16 protein-coding genes are annotated in these 16,830 nt (G+C 44.4%); 2 read left to right on the forward strand and 14 right to left on the reverse strand.

What is annotated here, in order from left to right; translation table 11 throughout:
* Window positions 1-58 precede the first annotated feature (58 nt).
* From deoD to IGJ05_RS10015, 12 genes are all read right to left on the reverse strand, one after another.
* Window positions 59-763, reverse strand: coding sequence for a purine-nucleoside phosphorylase (gene deoD / locus IGJ05_RS09960; protein WP_005226852.1), 705 nt, complete (start codon window positions 761-763; stop codon window positions 59-61).
* Between the two features lie 25 nt (window positions 764-788).
* Complete coding sequence (locus tag IGJ05_RS09965; protein WP_005226849.1) at window positions 789-1,607, reverse strand: purine-nucleoside phosphorylase; 819 nt, start codon at window positions 1,605-1,607, stop codon at window positions 789-791.
* 10 nt (window positions 1,608-1,617) lie between these two features.
* The gene (gene deoB, locus IGJ05_RS09970) at window positions 1,618-2,784 is read right to left on the reverse strand and encodes a phosphopentomutase (RefSeq protein ID WP_266166207.1); all 1,167 of its coding nucleotides are present in this window, start codon (window positions 2,782-2,784) and stop codon (window positions 1,618-1,620) included.
* 194 nt (window positions 2,785-2,978) lie between these two features.
* Window positions 2,979-3,932 (reverse strand): ABC transporter permease, encoded by a 954-nt coding sequence (locus tag IGJ05_RS09975; RefSeq protein WP_005232556.1) that lies wholly within the window; start codon window positions 3,930-3,932, stop codon window positions 2,979-2,981.
* A complete protein-coding gene (locus IGJ05_RS09980; RefSeq protein ID WP_005226844.1) occupies window positions 3,932-5,083 on the reverse strand; it encodes an ABC transporter permease in 1,152 nt (383 codons plus the stop codon). Before IGJ05_RS09980 ends, IGJ05_RS09975 begins: the two co-directional genes overlap by 1 nt.
* Window positions 5,076-6,617 (reverse strand): ABC transporter ATP-binding protein, encoded by a 1,542-nt coding sequence (locus tag IGJ05_RS09985; RefSeq protein ID WP_404851321.1) that lies wholly within the window; start codon window positions 6,615-6,617, stop codon window positions 5,076-5,078. The genes IGJ05_RS09980 and IGJ05_RS09985 overlap by 8 nt, the downstream gene beginning before the upstream one ends.
* Before the next feature lie 206 nt (window positions 6,618-6,823).
* Window positions 6,824-7,942 carry a BMP family lipoprotein gene (locus tag IGJ05_RS09990; protein ID WP_015508805.1) on the reverse strand — a complete coding sequence of 373 codons (1,119 nt, stop codon included), beginning with the start codon at window positions 7,940-7,942 and terminating at the stop codon, window positions 6,824-6,826.
* Window positions 7,943-8,005: 63 nt separating this feature from the next.
* A complete protein-coding gene (locus tag IGJ05_RS09995; RefSeq protein WP_005226837.1) occupies window positions 8,006-8,404 on the reverse strand; it encodes a cytidine deaminase in 399 nt (132 codons plus the stop codon).
* A 46-nt stretch (window positions 8,405-8,450) separates the two neighbouring features.
* Entirely contained in the window at window positions 8,451-9,113 is a 663-nt protein-coding gene (deoC, locus tag IGJ05_RS10000) for a deoxyribose-phosphate aldolase (protein ID WP_266166209.1), read from the reverse strand.
* Between the two features lie 13 nt (window positions 9,114-9,126).
* Window positions 9,127-10,428 (reverse strand): pyrimidine-nucleoside phosphorylase, encoded by a 1,302-nt coding sequence (locus tag IGJ05_RS10005; protein ID WP_005226834.1) that lies wholly within the window; start codon window positions 10,426-10,428, stop codon window positions 9,127-9,129.
* A 123-nt stretch (window positions 10,429-10,551) separates the two neighbouring features.
* Window positions 10,552-11,571 carry a LacI family DNA-binding transcriptional regulator gene (locus tag IGJ05_RS10010; RefSeq protein WP_005226832.1) on the reverse strand — a complete coding sequence of 340 codons (1,020 nt, stop codon included), beginning with the start codon at window positions 11,569-11,571 and terminating at the stop codon, window positions 10,552-10,554.
* Between the two features lie 249 nt (window positions 11,572-11,820).
* Complete coding sequence (locus IGJ05_RS10015; RefSeq protein ID WP_167822275.1) at window positions 11,821-12,426, reverse strand: class I SAM-dependent methyltransferase; 606 nt, start codon at window positions 12,424-12,426, stop codon at window positions 11,821-11,823.
* A gap of 336 nt (window positions 12,427-12,762) precedes the next feature.
* Between IGJ05_RS10015 and coaA the strand changes: the two genes are divergently transcribed.
* Both coaA and guaA read left to right on the forward strand, forming a co-directional pair.
* Window positions 12,763-13,686, forward strand: coding sequence for a type I pantothenate kinase (gene coaA / locus IGJ05_RS10020; protein WP_005226828.1), 924 nt, complete (start codon window positions 12,763-12,765; stop codon window positions 13,684-13,686).
* Window positions 13,687-13,766: 80 nt separating this feature from the next.
* Window positions 13,767-15,332 carry a glutamine-hydrolyzing GMP synthase gene (gene guaA / locus IGJ05_RS10025; RefSeq protein WP_008376418.1) on the forward strand — a complete coding sequence of 522 codons (1,566 nt, stop codon included), beginning with the start codon at window positions 13,767-13,769 and terminating at the stop codon, window positions 15,330-15,332.
* A gap of 67 nt (window positions 15,333-15,399) precedes the next feature.
* Here guaA and IGJ05_RS10030 read toward each other — a convergent pair whose 3' ends face one another.
* Together IGJ05_RS10030 and IGJ05_RS10035 are read right to left on the reverse strand one after the other, a co-directional pair.
* Window positions 15,400-16,593 (reverse strand): site-specific integrase, encoded by a 1,194-nt coding sequence (locus tag IGJ05_RS10030; protein ID WP_000237797.1) that lies wholly within the window; start codon window positions 16,591-16,593, stop codon window positions 15,400-15,402.
* 26 nt (window positions 16,594-16,619) lie between these two features.
* Window positions 16,620-16,820, reverse strand: coding sequence for a DUF3173 family protein (locus IGJ05_RS10035; RefSeq protein WP_000633907.1), 201 nt, complete (start codon window positions 16,818-16,820; stop codon window positions 16,620-16,622).
* Window positions 16,821-16,830: the final 10 nt, after the last annotated feature.

The raw sequence follows: 16,830 nt of genomic DNA on the forward strand, positions 1-16,830 counted from the left end.
CTCTATCAAAAGCAAGCAGCCTTCGCATCGTTCATGCACCGATCCTGCGGTATCTTTTTTACGCGATCGCTGTTTCTAAGCCAACTTTGATCATATCGTTAAATGTCGTTTGTCTTTCTTCTGGCGTTGTTTCTTCTCCAGTGATGATGTGGTCGCTGACGGTACAGATCGCTAAGGTTTGAACGTGGAATTTCGCCCCTAAATAGTATAAGGCTGCGGCTTCCATCTCAACACCCATCACCCCAAGGTCTGCCAACTGTAACGTTTCCGTCATGTCATCTTTGTAGAAGGTATCTTCAGATAAGATGTTACCGACGTGAGTCGTAAATCCTGATTCAATCGCTGTATCATAGGCTTTACGCAACAGTGCAAAGTCAGCGATTGGTGGGAAATGGAAACTTTGGAAGTTTTTTGCCACCATCGATGAACTTGTTGCTGCCGCTTGGGCAATCACAAGATCACGCACGTGGACATCTTTTGAGATGGCACCACACGTACCGACCCGAATCAATTTCTTCACGCCGTAAGAGTTGATCAATTCATGGGCATAGATACTCGCTGAAGGCATGCCCATGCCAGTTCCTTGGACAGAGACCCGCTCGCCCTTATAAACGCCTGTATAGCCCAACATCCCCCGAACGTTGTTGTAACAGATCGGGTCTTCTAAAAATGTTTCAGCAATATATTTTGCCCGCAGTGGATCACCTGGTAACAAGATTTTGTCTGCGATCTCGCCTGCTTTTGCTTCGATATGAACGCTCATTCGTTTTTCTCCTTTGGTCTGCTTTTTATAGTACTGCTAACGTTTCTTTGATCAACGCTTTAAATTCTGCCTTGACCCGTTCCGTCGTTTCCACGACTTCTTCATGATTCAAGCTCGCTTGCATACCAGCAGCCAAGTTTGTGATACAAGAAACACCTAAGACTTTCAAGCCACTGTGAACAGCAACGATCACTTCCGGGACAGTCGACATACCGACAGCATCGGCGCCGATCGTCCGAGCAAAGCGGATCTCTGCTGGCGTTTCATACGTAGGACCTGAGAAGCCCATATAGACGCCTTCTTTTAAGTGCAATCCTTTTGATGCACCAACTTTTTGTGCCGCTTCCCGATAAGGCAAATGGTAGGCTTGGCTCATATCTGGGAAACGTGGACCCATTTCTTCTTCGTTTTCACCAATCAGTGGGTTGTCTCCCATAAAGTTGATTTGATCGGTGATCAACATCAAGTCTCCCGGCTGGAAGCTTTCGTTTACGCCGCCACAGGCATTGGTCACGACTAAAGAGTGAGCTTTCAATGCCGCCATCACACGGACGGGGTAAGTGACCGTCTGCATCGAATGGCCTTCATAATAATGGAATCGTCCTTGCATCGCTAAGACTTTTTTCCCAGCTAATGTTCCATAGACCAATTGTCCTGCATGACCGACCACTGTCGAAACAGGAAAATGCGGGATATCGTTGTAAGGCAACACGATTGGGTTTTCGATCTCATCGGCTAATTCACCTAAGCCAGATCCTAAAATCAACCCAAATTCCACTTCACCGACGCCGCTTTCTTGGATAAATGCCGTTGTTTCTTGTAATTTCTCATGTAACGTTGTCATTTCATCACCTCTAGTTTAAATGTTGTAAAAAGCTTGTTCCGTTTTCTGTAGCTGAAACACCAAAGTTTTCAGCGATCGTTGCAGAAATATCCGCATAGTAGCCTTGTGGCAATTTGCCTTGGCCTTGGAATTTCTTGCTGTACGCTAATAATGGCACATATTCTCTCGTGTGATCCGTTCCCGTAAAGGTTGGGTCATTGCCGTGGTCAGCTGTGATCAACAACAGATCCTCGTCTCCCATTGCTTCTAAAAGTTCTGGAATACGCAAATCAAAATCTTCAATGGCATGGGCATACCCTAGGACATCGCGACGGTGACCATAAAGCGCATCGAAGTCGACCAAGTTCGTAAAGCTTAGACCCGTAAAGTCTTGTTTCATCACCTTCAGTAATTGATCCACACCGTCCATATTGCTCTTCGTCCGTACAGAATCGGTGATTCCTTGTCCGTTGAAGATATCATTGATCTTCCCAACGGCGATCACGTCTTTTCCAGCTTCTTTCAAGGAATCTAATACTGTATGGCCAAATGGATCCAGTGCGTAGTCATGACGATTGCTCGTACGAGTAAAGTTTCCAGGCTCACCGACATACGGACGCGCGATGATGCGGCCGATCATATATGGCTCATCTTTCGTGATATCCCGAACGTACTGGCAAATACGATACAATTCTTCTAGTGGAATGATTTCCTCATGCGCAGCGATCTGCAACACTGGGTCAGCCGAGGTGTAAACGATCAGATCGCCTGTCTTCATTTGATGTTCGCCGAAGTCATCAATGACTGCTGTCCCTGAGTACGGCGCATTGCAGACGATTTTACGTCCAGAGAACGCTTCGATCTGTTGCAACAATTCATCGGGAAACCCATCGGGAAATACGCGGAAAGGTTTTTGGATATTCAAGCCCATGATCTCCCAGTGCCCCGTCATCGTATCTTTCCCAACGGAAACTTCTTCCAATTTGGTTGCATACCCATCATGGTCAGCTACCGCCTTCACGCCTTCTAAAGGACGAATCGTCCCTAGGCCTAATTGTTCCAAGTGAGGGATCGTCAAGCCTGCTTCTTTTGCAATATGGCCTAACGTATCTGAACCGACATCACCAAAAGCTGCCGCATCAGGTGCTTCACCAATTCCGACTGAATCCATCACGATCAAGTGTACACGTTTAAACATTCTATTCCCTACTTTCTTTATTTTATGCTTTTACAAGCGGATCTACTACCTCTATCATACTAAACTTAAGCAAAAATTGCGCTGGGTTGCTTTGGAAATTTCCGGATGCGTTCCTTTCACCCAGAGGATAGAAAAAGGGCAGGACACAGCAACACATTCATGTCCCATAGCCCCACCCTTTCATACTGAAAAAATTATTTAGATTTAATGTAGTTCTTCCCGTTAGCTTTCGGACCAGCGGCTTTTCCAAGGAAAAGAACGAGCACGATGATCGTCAAGGCATAAGGCGCAGCTTGTAAGTAAACCGCTGGAATGGAAGAGATGATTGGCAGTTGGCCACCTACGATACTGATGTTTTGCGCAAAACCGAAGAAAATCGCAGCTCCCATCGCACCAAGTGGATTCCATTTACCAAAGATCATCGCAGCCATCGAGATAAACCCTTGACCGGCGATCGTTGTCACGGCAAAGCGACCCGCGATCGATTGAGCAAACAAGGCACCGCCCATCCCGCCAAGGAAACCAGAGATCAAGACACCTGAGTAACGCATCACGTAAACATTGATCCCTAAGGTATCCGCTGCTTGTGGATGCTCACCGACAGAACGAAGACGCAACCCAAAGCGTGTTTTGAAAATCACGAACCACGCGATCACTGAGATCAAAATAGCGAAGTACGCCGGTAAGAATGTTTGATTAAAGAAAATCGGGCCAATGATAGGAATATCTTTAAGAATCGGGAAATTGAAATACCCCAATGTCCGTTGGATGTTATCCGTTTGCCCTTTGTTGTAGATCGCTTTGACTAAGAACACGGCCAAAGCTGGTGCCATCAAGTTCATCACCGTACCACTGATGATATGGTCGGCACGGAAGTTGATGGTTGCCACCGCATGCAGCAAGGAGAAAACCACACCGACAAGTCCGCCGACGAGCATCCCTAACCACGGTGTCCACGCACCAAATTGTGACGCAAATTCAATATTGAAAACAATCGAGCTAAAAGCACCCATAACCATGATTCCTTCAAGACCCACGTTAACGATCCCGCTGCGCTCTGAGAACACGCCACCTAGCGCCGTCAAAATCAGAGGAGACGCATAAATCAATGTTTGAGTGACGATCGAAGAAATTAAACTAATATCCATTAGATGGTTCCTCCTTCCTGATCTTGATCGTTTGGTTGGGCTTCAATCTCCTGTACGACCAGCGCTTCTTTTTTGCCGTCAAAGATTTTTGCCAACAAGAAACGAATCACAAAGCTGATCGCTACGAAGAAAATAATAATTGCGATATTGACATCGACTAATTCAGATGGAATACCTGCAAACTGCATGCCTTGTCCACCTAATTTCAAAATACTGAACAAGAGGGCTGAAAGCAAGATTCCGATCGATGAGCCGCTTCCTAACAAGGATACAGCCATACCGTCAAACCCGATGCTCAATGATGACCCTTGAACGAAGAAGTTTTCAAACGTTCCTAGTCCTTGAACGACTCCACCTAATCCAGCAAGCGTTCCAGAGATGATCATGGAGATAATGATCGTCCGTTTGCTGCTCATCCCCGCATATTCAGAAGCGCTTGGGTTCAATCCCACCGCGCGGATTTCATAACCAAGAGTGGTTTTTTTCATCAAGAACCAAACCAAAACTAAGAAGATCAAGGCTAAGAAGATCCCTAAGTTCAAGCGAGAGTTGCTCGTGATGCTTGCTAGAAACGGCGTCTGCATGGAGGCATTTTCCCCCACCATTTTTGTGACCCCTTTTGTCGTGATCATGGATTCGCTCATCACATTATTGACTAAATGGTTCCCCGTATAAAGCAAGATATAGTTCATCATGATCGTCACGATGACTTCACTTGTTCCAAAGAATGCCCGTAGGAAACCAGGAATCGCAGCTGCGATCGCCCCGCATAAAGCCCCTACGATCACGGCTAATGGCAAGACCACCAACCGAGGCGCATCTGGCATCGCTAGTGCGACCCAGATACTGGCAACCCAACCTGCTAGCGCTTGACCAGAAAGACCGATATTGAAGAATCCCGCTGAGTTTGCAACGGCAAACCCCAGAGCAGTAAAGATCAATGGTCCTGCTGTAACAAAAATCTCACCAATGTTGCGGGCATTTAACCCACCAGTTTGTCCGTTGATAAAAACGGTCCGAAACATTTGTGTATACCCTGTGATTGGGCTGTAGCCGAAGGCCGCCATGATGATCCCGCCAAGGACGAATCCCAACAAGACAGCGATGATCGGCACTAATATATTGCGGATCTTTTCTTTGCGGTTATTCAACCGAACCACCTACTTCCTCCATTTGCAGCTCTCGTCTTGCTTCCTCCAAGGAGTACCCTGCCATCAACAAGCCAAGCTCTTTCTCTGATGTTTCTTTCGGATCAACGACCCCAACGATCTCACCAGCATGAATAACAGCAATGCGGTCTGATACATTCAAAATTTCATCTAATTCAAAGCTGACTAACAATACCGCTTTGAACTTATCCCGCTGCTCAATCAAGCGTTTGTGGATAAATTCGATCGCTCCAACATCCAACCCACGGGTCGGATTGGCAACGATCAATAGATCAGGATCGCGGCTGATTTCTCGTGCGATGATCGCTTTTTGTTGATTCCCGCCGGACAATGCCCGTGCTGGTACGATCTCGTTGACTGTTCGTACGTCAAATTCTTGAATCAAATCACGAGCAAACTCGTTGATCTCTCCGTAATCCAAGACACCTGCATTACTCAAAGGTTTTTTGTAGTAGGTTTGCAAGGCGATGTTTTCTGATAACATCATATCCAAGACAAGTCCGTATTTGTGGCGGTCTTCTGGCACATGACCAACGCCGGCTTCGGTGACTTTCCGAGGCTTGAAGTTGGTTATGTCATCACCATTCAGCAAGACCTTGCCGTTTTCGACTTTCCGTAAACCAGTGATGGCTTGTAACAGCTCTGATTGCCCATTGCCATCGATCCCAGCAATCCCCAATACTTCACCTGCACGTACTTCTAAGCTTAAGTTTTTGACTGCTTCTAAGCCACGGTTTTCTTTTACGACTAAGTTTTCAACAGAAAGCACGACTTCTTTTGGTGACGCTTCTTTCTTCGGTGTCTTGAAGGACACAGAACGACCAACCATCATATCGGCCAACTGTTGCGAGCTGACGTCTTTGACATTGACAGTGCCGATCCCTTGTCCCCGACGGATAACTGTACAACGGTCTGCCACCGCTTTGATCTCATCCAGTTTGTGGGTGATCAAGATGATCGATTTGCCTTCACGCACCAATCCGCGCATGATTTCGATCAGCTCTTCGATTTCTTGCGGTGTCAAAACTGCCGTTGGTTCATCAAAAATCAGTACATCTGCGCCGCGGTAAAGAGTCTTCAAGATCTCTACCCGTTGTTCCATCCCAACAGAGATGTCACGCACATAGGCATCTGGATCAACCGATAAACCATATTGTTCAGAAACTTTTTTGATTTCTTTGCGGGCTTTCTTGCGATCTAACACACCGAGATGATGGGGTTCGCTCCCCAAAATGATATTTTCTGTTACAGTAAAGGCGTCTACCAGCATGAAATGCTGATGCACCATCCCGATCCCCAATTTGTTTGCTGCGGTCGGACTCGTGATATTCACTTTTTCACCATTCATCCAGATTTCACCAGATGTTGGTTCCAATAATCCTGACAGCATATTCATCAAGGTCGACTTGCCCGCTCCATTTTCACCAAGCAATGCGTGGATTTCTCCTGGCCTTACTTGCAAGTTGACATCGTCATTGGCTTTGAACGTTCCAAACTCTTTGGTGATATGACGCATTTCTACAACATATTTTTCCTCAGCCAAATTACTCACATCCTTACTTTCTAATTCGCTTATACAAACCATTCGTCATGTCAAAAAAATAATTGCTATTGCTTAGGATGATTACTATCCTCATGAAAACCCGTAGCTTTCATCAACATAGTAATCCAATGACGATCATCTTGCCCTAAACTAGGGCAAGATAACCGAAAAGAACAACTTTATTTTTCAGGTGTTTCTGGTACTTCTACTTTGCCGTCGATCACGTCTTGTTTCGCTGTTTCGATCGCTGCTTTGGCATCATCTGAAAGGAACCCTTCAGTAATGTCTACACCGCCATCTTTCAAGCCGTAAACAATGTGTTCGCCGCCAGGGAAGTTGTCTTCTAACGCACGAGTTGAGATATCTTGTACCGCTGCGCCAACACCTTTCAATGTTGAAGCCAATGTGAAGTTATCTTCTTTGCCATCAGCAGTTGTGTATTTTCCTTCGTCTTGTTGATCGCTATCTACACCGATGACCCAAACTTTTTTGTCTTCTAGGTCTGCTTCGTTCAATTGTTCATTGATTGCTTTTGCTTCTTGGAAGACACCTGCACCAGTACCACCAGATGCGTGGAAGATTACGTCAACGCCACTTTGGTACATTGAAGCTGCCAATGCTTTCCCTTTAGCAGGATCACCAAATGATGCTGCATATTGAGGATCAACCGTGATTTCTTTGCCTAATTTTTCAGCTGCGTCTTGAACGCCCTTCATGAAACCAGCTTCGAAACGGTCGATAACGACGCCTTCTTCACCACCGATGAAGCCGACTTTGTTTGTTTTGGTTGTATACGCTGCGGCAAAACCAGCTAAGTAAGCTGCTTCGTTATCTTTAAACGTTGCTGAAACAACGTTGTCTTTGCCTTCGATCACATCATCGATGATCCCGAATTGTGTATCAGGGTTTTGGTCAGCTGCTGCTGCGATTGAATCTTTCAATAAGTAACCTACACCGAAAACTGTTTTGAAACCATTTTGAACGGCACCATTTACGTTGGTTGTGTATTCTGAAGCTTCATTTGATTGCACGTAGTCATAACCACCAGCACCGCGAGCGATCCCGTGTTCCTCACCCCATGCTTCTAAGCCTTCCCACGCGGATTGGTTGAATGAACGGTCATCCACCCCACCGATATCGGTAACGATTGCGACACTATGCGCTGCATCAGTCGTACCGTCTGCAGAACCGCCGCCAGTTGAATCAGTTGAACCTGAATTTCCTCCGCCACAAGCACCAAGTAAAGTCAACCCAGCTACTGCAACAATACCTAAACTAAATAATTTTGCTTTTTTCATTGCTGTAAAGCCCCCTAAAAATATAGTTTTTTTCAACAGCCGCATCGACTGAATGAACATGGTTTATAAATCTTTGTTCGTGAAGTAATAAGGCAATAGGCCTTCTACCGTGGTTTCTTTGATGACACCATCATCGCCGACTAAGGTCACCGGCATATCTGGCGCACAAAATTCCACCATGACCTGGCGGCAAGCACCGCAAGGAGAGATCGGTTCTGGCGTATGACCCGCCACAACCAAATGTTGAAACTCTTTTTCGCCTTCAGAAACGGCTTTGAAAAAAGCGGTTCGTTCTGCGCAATTTGTTAAGCCATATGAGGCATTTTCAATGTTGATCCCTTGATATATCGTACCATTTTTGGCAACGAGACAAGCACCGACCGGAAACTTAGAGTACGGCACATACGCTTTATCTAAGGCGGAAACGGCGGTGTCGATCCACTCTTTTTTCGCTATTGTCATTGTCTTCCCCGCTCTTATTTTTATTTTTTGCTACTTGATGCTAGGCCTAGTAGCCAGCACCTGTTGAGCCAGTCACGATAGCAACACTTGCGCTTGTTCCTAAGCGGTTTGCGCCCGCTTCGACCATAGCTGCAGCTTCTGCTTCGTTGTGGATACCACCGGAAGCTTTGACACCCATTTCTGGTCCTACTGTTTCACGCATCAAGCGAACATCTTCAACGACTGCCCCACCAGTTGAAAAGCCAGTTGAGGTTTTCACGAAATCTGCACCGGCTGCTTTGGCTAATTCACAGGCTTTGACGATTTCTTCGTTGTCTAATAACGCTGTTTCAATGATTACTTTGACAAGCGCTTTGTCTTTGGCCGCTTCAACGACTGCTTCGATGTCTGCTTGAACTTTTTTGTATTGTTTTGACTTCAAGGCACCTACGTTGATCACCATATCGACTTCATCTGCGCCGTTTTCGATCGCATCTGTTGTTTCATAAGCTTTGACCTCAGATGTGTTTGCCCCTAAAGGAAAGCCGATCACGGTACAAACAGCCGTTGGTTCACCTTGTAATTTTTCTGCTGCTAATGAAACCCACGTTGGATTGATGCAGACAGAATAGAAGTGATAGGTTTTTGCCTCTTCGATGATTCGTAAAACATCTTCCTCCGTTGCGTCTGCTTTCAAAATCGTGTGGTCGATCATGCGATTCAATTCCATTTTTATTCGCTCCTTATTCTGTAATAATGTCATGGATCAATGGCGGTTCTGCGCCATCTTCCCCAATTTCAATATTTTGGTCGATCAATGCTTTGACATCCTCGATTGCTTCGGTATTGCTATAGATCGTCAATAGCGATTCCCCTTTGCTTACGGATTCGCCAACTTTCTTATGCAATTTGATGCCCACTGCATGGTCGATGTCTTCGTCTTTGGTCTTACGACCTGCCCCTAACATCATCGCCGCGATCCCTAGCTCATTGGCAACTAATTTCGTCACCACGCCGCTCGTTTTCGCTGGGACTTCCACTTCATATTTCGCTGTCAAAATCTTGCTCGGGTCATCGATCACTGTAGCGTCTCCGCCTTGGTCTGTGATCATCTGTCTGAATTTTTCTAACGCTTTGCCTGAATGCAGGGCTTCTTCCAACAGTTGGCGTGCTTCTTCCAATGAATCAGCTTTTTTCGCTAAAACGACCATTTGGCTGCCCAGTGCATAGCACATTTCTTCCAAGTCTTTCGGTCCTTTTCCTTGCAGTGTCTCAATGGCTTCCACCACTTCCAAACTGTTGCCGATCGCTTCCCCTAAAGGCTGTGACATATCAGAAATGACTGCCATCGTTTGGCGATTTGCCAATTTTCCGATGCGGACCATCGTTTGGGCTAAGCGTTTGGCATCCTCCAAGTTTTTCATAAAGGCGCCATCGCCTGTGGTTACATCTAACACGATCGCATCGGCACCTGCCGCGATTTTTTTACTCATGATCGAGCTGGCGATCAATGGGATCGAACTAACCGTTGCCGTCACATCTCGTAAGGCATACAGTTTTTTGTCTGCAGGAGCTAAATCTCCTGATTGACCGATCACGGCCACTTTGCTTTCGTTGACTAATCGGATAAAGTCGGCTTCAGAAAGCTCGATTTTAAATCCAGGGATCGCTTCAAGCTTGTCTAAGGTCCCACCAGTATAGCCTAAGCCGCGCCCAGACATTTTCGCAACTGGTACGCCAACACTAGCCACTAATGGCGCTAAGATCAATGTGGTCGTATCACCAACACCGCCCGTCGAATGCTTATCGACTTTGATTCCTTCAATTGAGGATAGGTCGATCACTTCACCAGAATTTGCCATTGCTAGCGTTAAGTTCGTGATCTCTTCATCTGTCATATCTACATAAAAAATAGCCATCAACAAGGCACTCATTTGATAATCTGGAATACTTCCTTCAGTATACGCAGTTACAATGTAGTCAATTTCTTCCTTCGTCAATGACTTGCCGTCACGTTTCTTTTCAATTAAATCCACCATTCGCATCGAAATGACCCTCGCTTCCTTTAACATTATACAATAATTTTTCGTAGGGTAAACCACTTTAGTAAAACAGTTTACTAAATATCGCAAAACTATGAAAACACTTACAAGAAGAAATATACCGCATTATTTCTCGCTTGTCAATGTCTTCACGCTCTCACGAATAATTAATTTTGTATCAAAAATTTTATTTGGAATTCGCCGTGTCGGAAACTCAATGGCGTCCACTAAAAACTTCGCTGCGGTAAACCCGATCTCAAAAGTCGGCTGCATGACCGTGGTAAGCGGTGGTGTGATGTATTCCGATAATTTCAAGGCATCAAAGCCGATCACCGAGTAGTCTTCTGGTACTTTTTTGCCCGCCTCATAAATCGCTTGATAACAGCCGATCGCCATGGCATCGTTGCCACAGAAGAACGCTGTGATCTCTTTATACTTCAATAATTCCTTCGTTGCTTCGTACCCGCCGGTAACCGTTAATTCAGCATTTTCTACATATCGGCCTTTAAAAGGGATCTGATGATCCTTTAAGGCATGGCGATAGCCATTGAACCGTTCCTCTAATTGATAGTAGCCGGTGATTTCTTTGAGCATCGCAATGTTGCGGTGACCATTTTTGATCAAATAGCTGACGGCTTGGTAGGCGCCTTCGTATTCTTTCACGATCAAACGACCATTGTCCCGCTGATTGATCCCACGATCGACTAAAATAATTGGTCGGTCATCAAAGAACCCGCTCTTCAAGGAATAATCCTCTGGCAGCAAATGCGGCGTCGCTAATAAGATGCCATCTACCGAACGATGAGACAGTTCATTCAAATATTGAACCTCTTTTTCTTGGCTGTGGCGCGAATTGCATAACACTAGCATGTAACCTAGTGGATTGAAATAGCTTTCCGCCCCTTCAATGACTTTAGAGAAAAAGAAATCCGTCACATCAGGCACGATCATTCCGATCGTTTTTGAATGGCGGTTGATAAGATTCGAAGCAAAAAAATCCGGCTTATAGTGATATTTATTTACGATATCTAAGACCCGCTTTCGGGTTTCTTCACTAAAACGGCTGCCTTTATTGTTTAGGATCTGCGACACGGTCGTGACAGAGACGCCAGCCATTTCAGCAATCTGTTTAATCGTCAATTTCATCTGCTTCTCTCCTCTCTTGCCTAAAGTGTAGCAAATTTTTCTCAAAAAAAATAGCACACTTTCAACAAGTGTGCGACTTTCTTTTTCGTTGATCAAAAATGGCCCGATGATACAGACAGCTCTTTTAGCGGAGCTGCGATTGCTCCAAAGGCTGATGACAACAGGCTTTTTGAGAAACTAACTGCCCAGTTGCCGCTAACCAGTGCTTGTCTTGGCGATGCCTTTGATCTGTTGAGAATCAAAGAGCAGCTACGCTTCTTTTACGCTTTGAATGATGTAATAGCCTTTGTCTTTTTTGATGATTTCGGCATTGCCAAAGGTCTCTTGCATTTTCTTTTGAGCACTCGGCGCCCCTTGTTTCTTTTGGATCACGATCGTTAAAGTCCCGCCTACTTTAAGCAAAGGAAACGCCCCCGTCAAAATCTCATGAACGACTTCTTTTCCTGCCCGAATCGGCGGATTGCTGAGGATCGCCGCATAAGCAGGTTGATTTAATTGGGCATAGATATTGGATTGATGGATATCTACCTGTTCAATGCCGTTACGCTGGGCATTGCCTTTTGCCAAATCCACTGCCCGCTGATTGATATCGATCATCTCTACAGGTCGTTGACTCGCATAAGCCAACGCTAAGCCAACAGGTCCATAGCCGCACCCAACGTCCAGCAGACTTCCTTCTGGCAGCTCCCCCCACTCAAACGCATCGATCAGCACCCGCGAGCCATAGTCCACCGTGTCACGGGAAAACACCCCGCTATCTGTCACAAAATGAAACTTCTTTCCTCTTAATTCAAACGACCACTGCTCAAAATCATGGGCCGTATCAGGATTTTCTGTATAGTAATGATTACTCATGGTTATGCTCCTTTCTTCTATTTCCTCTTCGCTTGTTTTTTCTACTGGTTTCTACTAGTTTTTCCTTGTTTCTTCTATTCGAACGAGTGTACGTAGTGAAAACACTAGTAAAAAAGCCCAGCAAGATTTGCCTGCTGCTTCTTTCTAATCATACCGAAAAACAGCCAGAAGTAAACGCCCAGCAAAAAAAACAACGAAAAAACAGTTTTTTGTTGTTTCTGCAAAGGAAATCATGTCTTTTTTCCAAGTTCCGCAAGTTTCTATGGTAAAATACTTTCGAACAGTGGCCCGTCGCTTCTAACAGAAACCGATGATGCCGCAAAAAAGGAGCCTACTATGCAAGAAACCATGAATTTTTATCAAATTCCTCGTGAGCAATGGCAAGGGTTTTATACGAACGGCATGATGCCTTTCACTCAAGAAGAATTGGATAATATCAAAAGTTTGAACGACCGGATCTCGGTCCAAGATGTGGAAGATGTTTACGTGCCTTTGTGCCATCTGATCCATCTTTATATGAAAGAGTTTGAATCATTGACCCTCAGCAAGGGACTCTTTTTACACCGCTACGTCAAAATGCCGCCTTTTATCATCGGCATCGCTGGAAGTGTCGCCGTCGGCAAAAGCACCACCGCACGGCTCGTCCAAAATTTGTTGGCCCGTTTGTTTCCCCGTAGAACCGTCCAACTGATCACCACTGACGGCTTTTTGTACCCGAACGAAGTCTTGGAAGAACGCGGCAGCTTGAATCGCAAAGGATTTCCAGAAAGTTATGACATGGAAGCCTTGATCAACTTTTTGAATGCGGTCAAATCAGGAGAACCAGACATTCAGATCCCCGTCTACTCCCATGAAGTCTACAATATTATTCCTGATACGTATGAAACGATCAGTCAACCAGATATCTTGATCGTGGAAGGCATCAATACCCTACAACTGCCTGCCAACCAACAAATCTATATCAGTGACTTTTTTGATTTTTCAATTTTCGTGGATGCCCAACCAGCACTGATCGAAAAATGGTATTTGGAACGATTTGAATCATTACTAGACACGGCGTTTCAAGATCCCAGCAATTATTATTACCAATATGCGATCGGGGATCGCAAGGAAGCGATTAAAATGGCAAAAGAAGTATGGAAAAATGTGAATTTAAAGAATTTACACGAGTATATCTTGCCTACACGCAGCAGAGCCGATATAATTCTTCATAAAACAAAGCACCATTTGATCGATGAAGTGTTCTTGCGCAAGTATTGACCGCTTCATTTTTATGATTATGCTGTTGAAAAGGCCCAGCCTTTTTTCAATAAAAACTAAAAGAATTGAGGTAATTTATTGTGACAAACGTTGACACTTTGCCAAACGTCGAAAAAATTATCGTACTTGATTACGGTAGTCAGTACAACCAGCTGATTACACGCCGTATTCGTGAGTTCGGTGTTTTCTCAGAATTATTGAGCCACCGCATTACCGCTGAAGAAGTAAAAGCGATGAACCCAAAAGGGATCATCTTATCTGGCGGACCAAACAGCGTCTACGACGAGAACTCTTTCGGCATCGACGAGAAAATTTTTGAGTTAGGCATCCCAGTTTTAGGGATCTGTTACGGCATGCAGTTGATTACTTATAAATTAGGCGGAAAAGTTGAACCTGCCAAAAACCGTGAATACGGCAAAGCAGAATTGGAAGTCACTTCTGATGCAGCGGCCCTTTTCCAAAACACGCCCGCAACCCAAACCGTGTGGATGAGCCACGGAGACTTGGTCACTCAAGCACCTGCAGGCTTTGATGTCGTGGCAACGAGCAAAGATTGCCCGATCGCTTCTATCCAAGATGCCGAGCGCAAAATGTACGGTATCCAATTCCACGCAGAAGTTCGCCATTCAGAATACGGCAACGACTTATTGCGTCACTTTGCCATTGACGTTTGTCAATGTACAGGTGATTGGACAATGGACAACTTCATCGATATGGAAATCGCAAAAATCCGCGAACAAGTGGGCGACAAAAAAGTCTTGCTTGGTCTTTCAGGCGGGGTCGATTCTTCTGTCGTTGGTGTTCTTTTACAAAAAGCGATCGGCGATCAGCTGACTTGTATTTTTGTTGACCACGGCCTCTTGCGTAAAGGCGAAGCCGAGCAAGTAATGGAAAGCCTAGGCGGCAAATTCGGCTTGAACATCATCAAAGTTGATGCCAAAGAACGTTTCCTATCAAAACTTGCGGGGGTTTCTGATCCTGAAGAAAAACGCAAGATCATCGGAAATGAATTCGTGTACGTCTTCGATGATGAAGCAACCAAACTAGCTGGCGAAGAAGGCGTTTCTTTCCTTGCCCAAGGAACCCTTTATACCGACGTCATCGAATCAGGAACCGAAACTGCTCAAACCATCAAATCACACCACAATGTGGGTGGTTTACCTGAAGACATGCAATTCAAATTGATCGAACCATTGAACACCTTGTTCAAAGACGAAGTCCGTGAATTAGGGACTCAACTTGGCATGCCAGACAGCATCGTATGGCGCCAACCATTCCCTGGACCAGGTCTAGGCATTCGTGTCCTTGGCGAATTAACAGAAGAAAAACTAACGATCGTCCGCGACTCGGACGCAATCTTGCGGGAAGAAATCGCAAATGCCGGCTTAGACCGCGACATTTGGCAATACTTCACCGTCTTACCAGGCATCCGCTCTGTCGGTGTCATGGGTGATGGCCGGACCTACGATTATACCGTCGGCATCCGTGCAGTCACTTCGATCGATGGCATGACCGCTGACTTTGCCCGCATCCCATGGGAAGTCCTACAAAAAATCAGCGTCCGCATCGTCAACGAAGTCGCACACGTCAATCGGATCGTGTACGATATTACGAGCAAACCACCTGCTACTGTGGAGTGGGAATAGTTGTAGGAGAGCTAGAAATCCTCTTATACCAAGGGTTTCTGGCTCTTCTTATCTTTTTACTGCACTTTTATTGCACTTTTTTCATTTCTTTGTTTCGCAAGTAGTCTACAGTAAATTGATTCTTTGGTGAAGTATCATAATTTTGTTTTGCTTCTTTAAAGGAAATGGCTCCATTTAATTTGTTAGCTACCTCGAAATTACTGTTAGGATAAAGATGTCCATACGTTCCTAAAGTCGTCTCAATATCTTCGTGTCCTAGACGATCTTTAATGATAAGTGGATTTTCTCCCATACTGATTAACAAGGAAGCATGAGAATGCCGTAACCCATGGATTCTGATTCGATGGATACCAGCCAGCTTAGCATAGCGTTCAATAGCATATGATAGTGTATGTTTTTGGGTAGGAATACCGTTATAGCTCATTACAAAGTCTGTCTGAATTAGATTTTGTTGTACTTCCTTCCATTCGGATAAATAAGTTAATGTGCATTTATCTAATACAATATGACGAACGCTCGCCTTTGTTTTTGGTTCAACAAATCTATAATTCGATTGATTCTTGTAATAGAGTGTTTTGTTGATGGTTAGTACTCCTGAGTCAAAATCAATATCTTCCCATTGAATGGCAGTAGCTTCACCAATTCGCATTCCAGTCATAAATAAAAACCACAGAGAGATAAATAAAAAGTGTTGATAGTAATCTTCTTTGTAAATTAGAGAGATTACTTTTTCAAATTCTTCTTTTGTCCAAAATTCAATTTTAGACTTTTGCTTTTTCACATTGCCAATAATCTTAGATGGATTTGTGGTGGTTATCCCAAGGACAATTGCTCGATCCATAGCAACTGAAAATAGTCCTTGAACAGCTCTTACATAAGAAGACTTACACTTCTTTGATAATTTTAGTTGCCAATTTTGCACATCAATAGGCTCAATATCGGAAACAGCCATTTTATCAAAATAAGAGAAATGCTTCTTAATAGTTGGTAAGCGATTTTCATATGTTCTGAGCTTTACCTGTGTCTTATACCATGGAAGGAAAATTTCAAAGATATAATGTTTAAACGTCATTTTATCCTTATTCTCACTTAATTCTTCTGGTTTCATCAATAGCAGTTTCGAATATTCTTCTCTTGCTTCTTTTTTAGTAGTGAATCCACTACGATATTTTTGAATTTTTTTCCCTTTAGAATCATAACCTAGATTTGCACGAAAATAATAGGTTCCATTCTTTGCTTTTTTTATTGGGTCTTTAACCATAGTTTTTACTCCTTACTGTGCAAAAACTACTCAGACCTGTTTTCATTTGAAAACCGAATTCCTAGAATTTCTTCAACAGCTTCACGAGGGACTCTATCTAGCTTTCGAGATTGATAGTAGATATGCCCTTTTGTAATCATCAATTCTTTTGCTTTTTTTATGATGTCTGCTGAAAAAGAAGTTCCATATCCTAGCTCAACTAAATCCTTTTTTGTGACCGTTATCATTATTACTCCT

The organism is Enterococcus sp. AZ167, from assembly GCF_051714025.1.
GTDB lineage: Bacteria > Bacillota > Bacilli > Lactobacillales > Enterococcaceae > Enterococcus_D > Enterococcus_D casseliflavus.

Bases quoted from the DNA above. Each gene is read 5' to 3' on its own strand.
- deoD (WP_005226852.1), bottom strand. From the start codon at position 763: ATGAGCGTTCATATCGAAGCAAAAGCAGGCGAGATCGCAGACAAAATC.
- IGJ05_RS09965 (WP_005226849.1), bottom strand. From the start codon at position 1,607: ATGACAACGTTACATGAGAAATTACAAGAAACAACGGCATTTATCCAA.
- deoB (WP_266166207.1), bottom strand. From the start codon at position 2,784: ATGTTTAAACGTGTACACTTGATCGTGATGGATTCAGTCGGAATTGGT.
- IGJ05_RS09975 (WP_005232556.1), bottom strand. From the start codon at position 3,932: ATGGATATTAGTTTAATTTCTTCGATCGTCACTCAAACATTGATTTAT.
- IGJ05_RS09985 (WP_404851321.1), bottom strand. From the start codon at position 6,617: ATGCGTCATATCACCAAAGAGTTTGGAACGTTCAAAGCCAATGACGAT.
- IGJ05_RS09990 (WP_015508805.1), bottom strand. From the start codon at position 7,942: ATGAAAAAAGCAAAATTATTTAGTTTAGGTATTGTTGCAGTAGCTGGG.
- IGJ05_RS09995 (WP_005226837.1), bottom strand. From the start codon at position 8,404: ATGACAATAGCGAAAAAAGAGTGGATCGACACCGCCGTTTCCGCCTTA.
- deoC (WP_266166209.1), bottom strand. From the start codon at position 9,113: ATGGAATTGAATCGCATGATCGACCACACGATTTTGAAAGCAGACGCA.
- IGJ05_RS10005 (WP_005226834.1), bottom strand. From the start codon at position 10,428: ATGCGAATGGTGGATTTAATTGAAAAGAAACGTGACGGCAAGTCATTG.
- IGJ05_RS10010 (WP_005226832.1), bottom strand. From the start codon at position 11,571: ATGAAATTGACGATTAAACAGATTGCTGAAATGGCTGGCGTCTCTGTC.
- IGJ05_RS10015 (WP_167822275.1), bottom strand. From the start codon at position 12,426: ATGAGTAATCATTACTATACAGAAAATCCTGATACGGCCCATGATTTT.
- coaA (WP_005226828.1), top strand. From the start codon at position 12,763: ATGCAAGAAACCATGAATTTTTATCAAATTCCTCGTGAGCAATGGCAA.
- IGJ05_RS10030 (WP_000237797.1), bottom strand. From the start codon at position 16,593: ATGGTTAAAGACCCAATAAAAAAAGCAAAGAATGGAACCTATTATTTT.
- IGJ05_RS10035 (WP_000633907.1), bottom strand. From the start codon at position 16,820: ATGATAACGGTCACAAAAAAGGATTTAGTTGAGCTAGGATATGGAACT.